General features: G+C 65.4%; 7 protein-coding genes. All 7 read left to right on the top strand.

Translation table 11 applies throughout. From position 1 onward, the window contains the following. Positions 1-208: 208 nt before the first annotated feature. Positions 209-652: an HIT family protein gene (locus G3N92_RS30335; protein WP_206131241.1), complete on the top strand. Its 444-nt coding sequence runs from the start codon at positions 209-211 to the stop codon at positions 650-652. Further along, positions 649-1,062 carry a DUF971 domain-containing protein gene (locus G3N92_RS30330; RefSeq protein WP_206131240.1) on the top strand — a complete coding sequence of 138 codons (414 nt, stop codon included), beginning with the start codon at positions 649-651 and terminating at the stop codon, positions 1,060-1,062. Before G3N92_RS30335 ends, G3N92_RS30330 begins: the two co-directional genes overlap by 4 nt. Positions 1,063-1,128: 66 nt before the next feature. Then, positions 1,129-1,860, top strand: a complete 732-nt coding sequence (gene ubiE / locus G3N92_RS30325; RefSeq protein WP_206131239.1) for a bifunctional demethylmenaquinone methyltransferase/2-methoxy-6-polyprenyl-1,4-benzoquinol methylase UbiE — start codon at positions 1,129-1,131, stop codon at positions 1,858-1,860. A 42-nt stretch (positions 1,861-1,902) separates the two neighbouring features. Then, positions 1,903-2,928 (top strand): TIM44-like domain-containing protein, encoded by a 1,026-nt coding sequence (locus G3N92_RS30320; protein ID WP_206131238.1) that lies wholly within the window; start codon positions 1,903-1,905, stop codon positions 2,926-2,928. Between the two features lie 122 nt (positions 2,929-3,050). Further along, positions 3,051-3,695 carry an SCP2 sterol-binding domain-containing protein gene (locus G3N92_RS30315; protein WP_206131242.1) on the top strand — a complete coding sequence of 215 codons (645 nt, stop codon included), beginning with the start codon at positions 3,051-3,053 and terminating at the stop codon, positions 3,693-3,695. 13 nt (positions 3,696-3,708) lie between these two features. Then, a complete protein-coding gene (gene ubiB / locus G3N92_RS30310) occupies positions 3,709-5,286 on the top strand; it encodes a ubiquinone biosynthesis regulatory protein kinase UbiB (protein WP_206131237.1) in 1,578 nt (525 codons plus the stop codon). Positions 5,287-5,384: 98 nt separating this feature from the next. Then, positions 5,385-5,646, top strand: a 262-nt coding sequence (locus G3N92_RS30305) for an FmdB family zinc ribbon protein (RefSeq protein ID WP_206131236.1), incomplete at its 3' end; no start/stop codon positions are given.

Raw genomic sequence — 5,646 nt, 5'->3', positions numbered from 1 at the left:
AGATCCTGACCAGCTGCCCGTCGTGCCTGCAGGGCCTGTCGCGCTACAACGAGGACGCCAACATCGACGCCGATTACATCGTCGTCGAGATCGCCCGCAACGTGCTCGGCGAGAACTGGATGGCGGACTACGTGAACCACGCGAACAACGGCGGGATCGAGCGGGTCCTGGTGTAAAGTCGGGGCGTCCCATCAGCAAGGAACTGACGATGGATTGCGTATTCTGCCGGGAAGACGGCGGCGAGCTGTTGTGGAAGGACGATGCGCTGCGCGTCGTGCTGGCGACCGGCGAAACCGATTACCCCGGGTTCTGCCGCGTGATCTGGCACGCGCACGTCGCCGAGCTTTCCGATCTGACCGAGGCCGAGCGCGCACGCCTGATGCGCGTGGTGGTGGCGGTGGAGCGCGCCGTGCGGCGCGTGATGCAGCCCGCCAAGGTCAATCTGGCGAGCCTCGGCAATCAGGTGCCGCACCTGCACTGGCACGTGATTCCGCGCTTCTCGAACGACGCCCACTTTCCGCAGCCGGTGTGGGCGCCGCGTCAGCGCTCGGTGTCGGACGCGCTGCTGCGCTTGCGCACGGCGCAGGCCACGCTGCTGCACAATGCGGTGCACGAGGAAATCGAACAGGCTTTGAACGCGAGGGATTCATGAGCGGCTTGACCCCGACGACGCCGGTTCCGTCCGGCGTCGTCGTGCACGCGGTGTCGCGCGTGCTCGAATTGCAGTATCCGAATGGCGACAGCTTCCGGATTCCGTTCGAACTGATGCGCGTGTTTTCGCCGTCGGCGGAAGTGCGCGGGCACGGCCCCGGGCAGGAAACGCTGCAGACCGGCAAGCGTACCGTGACGATCACGGCGCTCGAAGGCGTCGGCAACTACGCGTTGCAGCCGACCTTCTCGGACGGCCATTCCACCGGCATCTATTCGTGGGATCTGTTGTACGAGCTGGCGACGCGCCAGGACGCGCTCTGGCGCGAGTATTTCGACAAACTGCAGGCGGCGGGCGTCGAACGCGATGCGCCGATGCCCCAGGCGGGCGCTGCGCGCGGCCACTGCCACTGACCATCACCGACTGAACCGACGGCGCCGCATCCGGCGCCGTCTTGCCATTTCCAGAGGATTCACGCGATGAGCAAAACCCATTTCGGCTTCGAAACCGTCGACGAGGGCGACAAGGCGAAAAAGGTGGCGGGGGTGTTCCACTCGGTCGCGAGCAACTACGACCTGATGAACGACCTGATGTCGGCCGGCATGCACCGCGCCTGGAAGGCGTTCACGATCGCGCAGGCGAACGTGCGTCCCGGCTTCAAGGTGCTCGATATCGCGGCCGGCACCGGCGATCTGACCAAGTCCTTCGCGAAGGCCGCCGGCCCGACCGGCGAGGTCTGGCACACCGACATCAACGAATCGATGCTGCGCGTGGGCCGCGATCGCCTGCTCGACAAGGGCGTGGTGACGCCGTCGCTGCTGTGCGACGCCGAGAAAATTCCGTTTCCGGACAACTACTTCGATCTGGTGACCGTGGCGTTCGGGCTGCGCAACATGACCCACAAGGATGCCGCGCTGGCCGAGATGCGCCGCGTGACGAAGCCGGGCGGGCGGGTTTTCGTGCTGGAATTCTCGAAAGTCTGGGCGCCGCTGAAAAAAGCCTACGACGTGTATTCTTTCAAAGTATTACCGTGGCTTGGCGACAAATTCGCGAAAGATGCAGACAGTTACCGGTATCTTGCCGAATCTATCCGGATGCACCCCGATCAGGACACCCTGAAGACGATGATGGAACAGGCGGGCCTCGACGCTGTCAAATATTACAATTTGTCAGGTGGCGTGGTAGCGTTACACCTAGGAACCAAGTACTAAGGGGTTCCATCCATACAATTGTCTTTCAATCTGGAGATGGTGATGTCTGATTCCCGTTCGTTCAACAACCGCAGCAAGCAGCCGGGGCCGTGGGCGCGACGGATCGGCACGCTGTTCATGGTCGGCCTGCTGACGGCCGGCACATTCGCGTCGCTCGATGCCGAAGCCAAGCGCATGGGCGGCGGGCGCAGCATCGGCCGCCAATCCCAGATGGTTCAGCAACGTCAGGCCACGCCGCCGGCGCAGCAGCCGATGCAGCAGGCCGCACCGGCCCAGCGCGGCGTGCAGCCGACCCCGGCCGCGCAGCCGAACCGCTCGCGCTGGCTCGGGCCGATCGCCGGCCTGGCCGCCGGCCTCGGCATCGCGGCGCTGCTGTCGCACTTCGGCCTGGGCGGCGCGTTCGCCAGCATGATGGCGAACGTGATCATCATCGCGCTGCTGGCCTTCATCGGCATCTGGATCGTCCGCAAGATCATGAATCGCAACCGCAAGCCGGAACCGGCCTACGCGGGCGCGGGTTCGTCGATGAACCGCGGCGGCTACGACACCGGCTCGAACGCGAACGGCGGTTATGCCAGCCCGAGCTACTCGGCCCAGCCGCAACCGGCCTCGTCGAGCAGCTACGCCAACGAAGCCGCCGGCGTGTTCGGCGGTGCGGCGGCAGGCACGGCAGCCGGTGCGATGGCGGCATCGGTGCCGGCCGGCTTCGACACCGAAGCGTTCGTGCGCAATGCCAAGGTCTACTTCATCCGCCTGCAGGCGGCCTGGGACGAAGGCAACATGGCCGACATCCGCGAATTCACCACGCCGGAAATGTTCGCCGAGGTGAAGGTCGATCTGGCCTCGCGCGGCGCCGGCAAGAACCAGACGGACGTGGTGCAGCTCGATGCCGAACTGCTCAGCGTCGAGCAGAACGGCAGCCAGTCCGAAGCCAGCGTGCGCTTCCACGGCCTGATCCGCGAATCGGCCAATGCCGGCCCGGAGCCGTTCGAGGAAGTGTGGAATCTGACGAAATCGGGCAACGAAGGCTGGCTGCTGGCCGGTATCCAGCAGATCAACCTGCACTGAGCCTCGCGGATTTCCGGCTCCGCGCGATCCGGCCCGAAGCTGGAGCAGGGCGGAGCCGATCCGACGTTACAATAGAAACCCGCGTGGGCACCCTGCCTGCGCGGGTTTTTTTACTCAGTCCGATGACCTTTGCCGCCAAGTCTGTCGCCGCTGCCGTCAACCATCTGCTCGCCCGTGAATCCTGGGCGCGCGATCGCCTGATTCCCTACGCTGGGAAAACCGCCAGACTCGAGTTCGCTCCCGTCACGCTCGTGCTGCTGGTGCAGCCCGACGGGTATTTCGCGGCCGTCGAGGCGCACGAGGCGCCGCAGGTCGATGTCTCGATCGCGCTCGGCGGTGCGCAGCGCTCGCCGTTCGACGCCGTCACGGCCTTCGTGCAGGGCGGCCAGGCCGCCGTCATGAAGCACGTCAAGCTCGAAGGCGACGCCGAATTCGCTACCCAACTGGCCAAGCTCGCCGAGCATCTGCGCTGGGAGCCCGAAGAGGATCTCGCGCGCGTGGTGGGCGATGCAGCCGCCTACCGGATCGCCACGCTGGTTCGCTCCGCGGGCGATCAAGCCCGTCGCACCGGCCGCAATCTGCTCGATTCACTGACCGAATATTTCCTCGACGAGGACCCCCAGGTCGTGCGGCGTGCCGCGCTGGCCGATTTCGACGCCGAACTGGCGCGGGCCCGCGATGCGCTGGCCCGTGTCGAGAAGCGGGTCGAACGACTCGAACAAGGATTGGGCGCACGGGCGGGCGGCAGCTCGCGCGGCGCGCACTGAAGGACCGTCACGCATGCGCATTTTCCGTTTCATCAAAATCGTCTACACGCTGATCCGTTTCGGTCTCGACGAGGTCATGCTGTCGCGCATCGACGATCGCCGCATCAAGCTGCTGTTGCGCATCACCACGATCGGCCGCAAGTTTTCCGATCCGCCCGCAGTGCGCCTGCGTCATGCACTGGAAAGCCTCGGCCCGATCTTCGTCAAGTTCGGGCAGGTGCTCTCCACGCGGCGCGACCTGCTGCCGCCCGATTTCGCGATCGAACTGGCGCGGCTCCAGGATCAGGTGCCGCCGTTCGATTCGGCGCTGGCCATGTCGCTGGTCGAGAAGTCGCTCGGCGCGCCGATCAGTTCGGTGTTCGACGAATTCGATCCGGTGCCGGTCGCCAGCGCGTCGATCGCCCAGGTCCATTTCGCCCGGCTCAAGGAAGGCGCACACGCCGGCAAGGAAGTGGCCGTCAAGGTATTGCGGCCGAACATGCTGCCGGTGATCGATTCCGACATGGCGTTGCTGCGCGACATCGCGATCTGGGCCGAACGGCTCTGGCCCGACGGCCGGCGCCTGAAGCCGCGCGAGGTGGTGGCCGAATTCGACAAGTACCTGCACGACGAGCTCGATCTGATGCGCGAGGCCGCGAACGGCAGCCAGCTGCGCCGCAACTTCGCCGGGCTCGATCTGCTGCTGGTGCCCGAGATGTTCTGGGATTACAGCTCGCAATCGGTGCTCGTGATGGAGCGCATGAACGGCGTGCCGATCAGCCAGGTCGAGGTGCTGCGCGCGGCCGGCGTCGACATTCCGAAGCTCGCGCGCGAAGGCGTGGAGATCTTCTTCACGCAGGTGTTCCGCGACGGCTTCTTCCACGCCGACATGCACCCCGGCAACATCTTCGTGAGCCTCGATCCGAAGCAGCTCGGGCGCTATATCGCGCTCGATTTCGGGATCGTCGGCGCGCTGTCCGATTTCGACAAGAACTACCTCGCGCAGAATTTCCTCGCGTTCTTCAAGCGCGACTATCACCGCGTCGCGACGCTGCATCTCGAATCGGGCTGGGTGCCGCCCAACACGCGCGTCGAGGAGCTGGAGAGCGCGATTCGCGCCGTCTGCGAGCCGTATTTCGATCGCGCGCTCAAGGATATTTCGCTCGGCCAGGTGCTGATGCGGCTGTTCTCCACCTCGCGCCGCTTCAACGTCGAGATCCAGCCGCAACTCGTGCTGCTGCAGAAAACCATGCTGAACGTCGAGGGCCTGGGCCGCTCGCTGGATCCGGAACTCGATCTCTGGAAGACTGCGAAGCCGTATCTGGAGCGCTGGATGACCGAGCAGATCGGCCTGCGCGGCTGGTACGAGCGCTTCAAGGTGGAGGCGCCGCAATGGAGCAAGACGCTGCCGCAGTTGCCGCGCCTGATCCATCATGCGCTGTCCGAGCGGCACGATTCGCCGCGCTCGGCCAACGACGAACTGATGCAGCAGATCCTGCTCGAACAGAAGCGCACCAACCGGTTGCTGCAGGCGCTGCTCGTGTTCGGCATCGCAGTGGGCGTCGGTGCGATCGTCGCGCGCGTGCTGATCCTGCTGGCGGCCGGCGCCTGACGCTGGGTGGCACGGTGCCCGACGCCACGGAGTGGCCCGGGCTTTCGGATATAATTCAAGGTTTTGCAAGACGTTTCTAGTTTCCGCGGGAAAAGATCATGCCGATTTACGCCTACCGTTGCGATGCGTGCGGTTTCGCGAAGGACGTGCTCCAGAAGATGAGCGACGCGCCGTTGTCCGTGTGCCCTGAGTGCGGGAAGGATGCTTTCCGCAAGCAGGTCACGGCCGCCGGCTTCCAGTTGAAGGGTTCGGGCTGGTACGTGACCGATTTCCGCGGCGGCTCCGGCGGCGCAAGCGCGCCGGCCACCGGCGCGGCAGGCGGCGAATCCGCGGGCGGCGAGGCGGCCAAGCCGGCGGACG

Source organism: Burkholderia sp. Ac-20379, assembly GCF_017104645.1.
In the GTDB taxonomy this organism is placed as follows: Bacteria; Pseudomonadota; Gammaproteobacteria; order Burkholderiales; family Burkholderiaceae; genus Burkholderia.
This window is presented reverse-complemented; position numbering and strand designations above follow the sequence as displayed.

What these genes read in the sequence shown, in the direction of transcription:
- G3N92_RS30315 (WP_206131242.1), top strand. Translation starts at nt 3,051, where the DNA reads ATGACCTTTGCCGCCAAGTCTGTCGCCGCTGCCGTCAACCATCTGCTC.
- G3N92_RS30335 (WP_206131241.1), top strand. Translation starts at nt 209, where the DNA reads ATGGATTGCGTATTCTGCCGGGAAGACGGCGGCGAGCTGTTGTGGAAG.
- ubiB (WP_206131237.1), top strand. Translation starts at nt 3,709, where the DNA reads ATGCGCATTTTCCGTTTCATCAAAATCGTCTACACGCTGATCCGTTTC.
- G3N92_RS30330 (WP_206131240.1), top strand. Translation starts at nt 649, where the DNA reads ATGAGCGGCTTGACCCCGACGACGCCGGTTCCGTCCGGCGTCGTCGTG.
- ubiE (WP_206131239.1), top strand. Translation starts at nt 1,129, where the DNA reads ATGAGCAAAACCCATTTCGGCTTCGAAACCGTCGACGAGGGCGACAAG.
- G3N92_RS30320 (WP_206131238.1), top strand. Translation starts at nt 1,903, where the DNA reads ATGTCTGATTCCCGTTCGTTCAACAACCGCAGCAAGCAGCCGGGGCCG.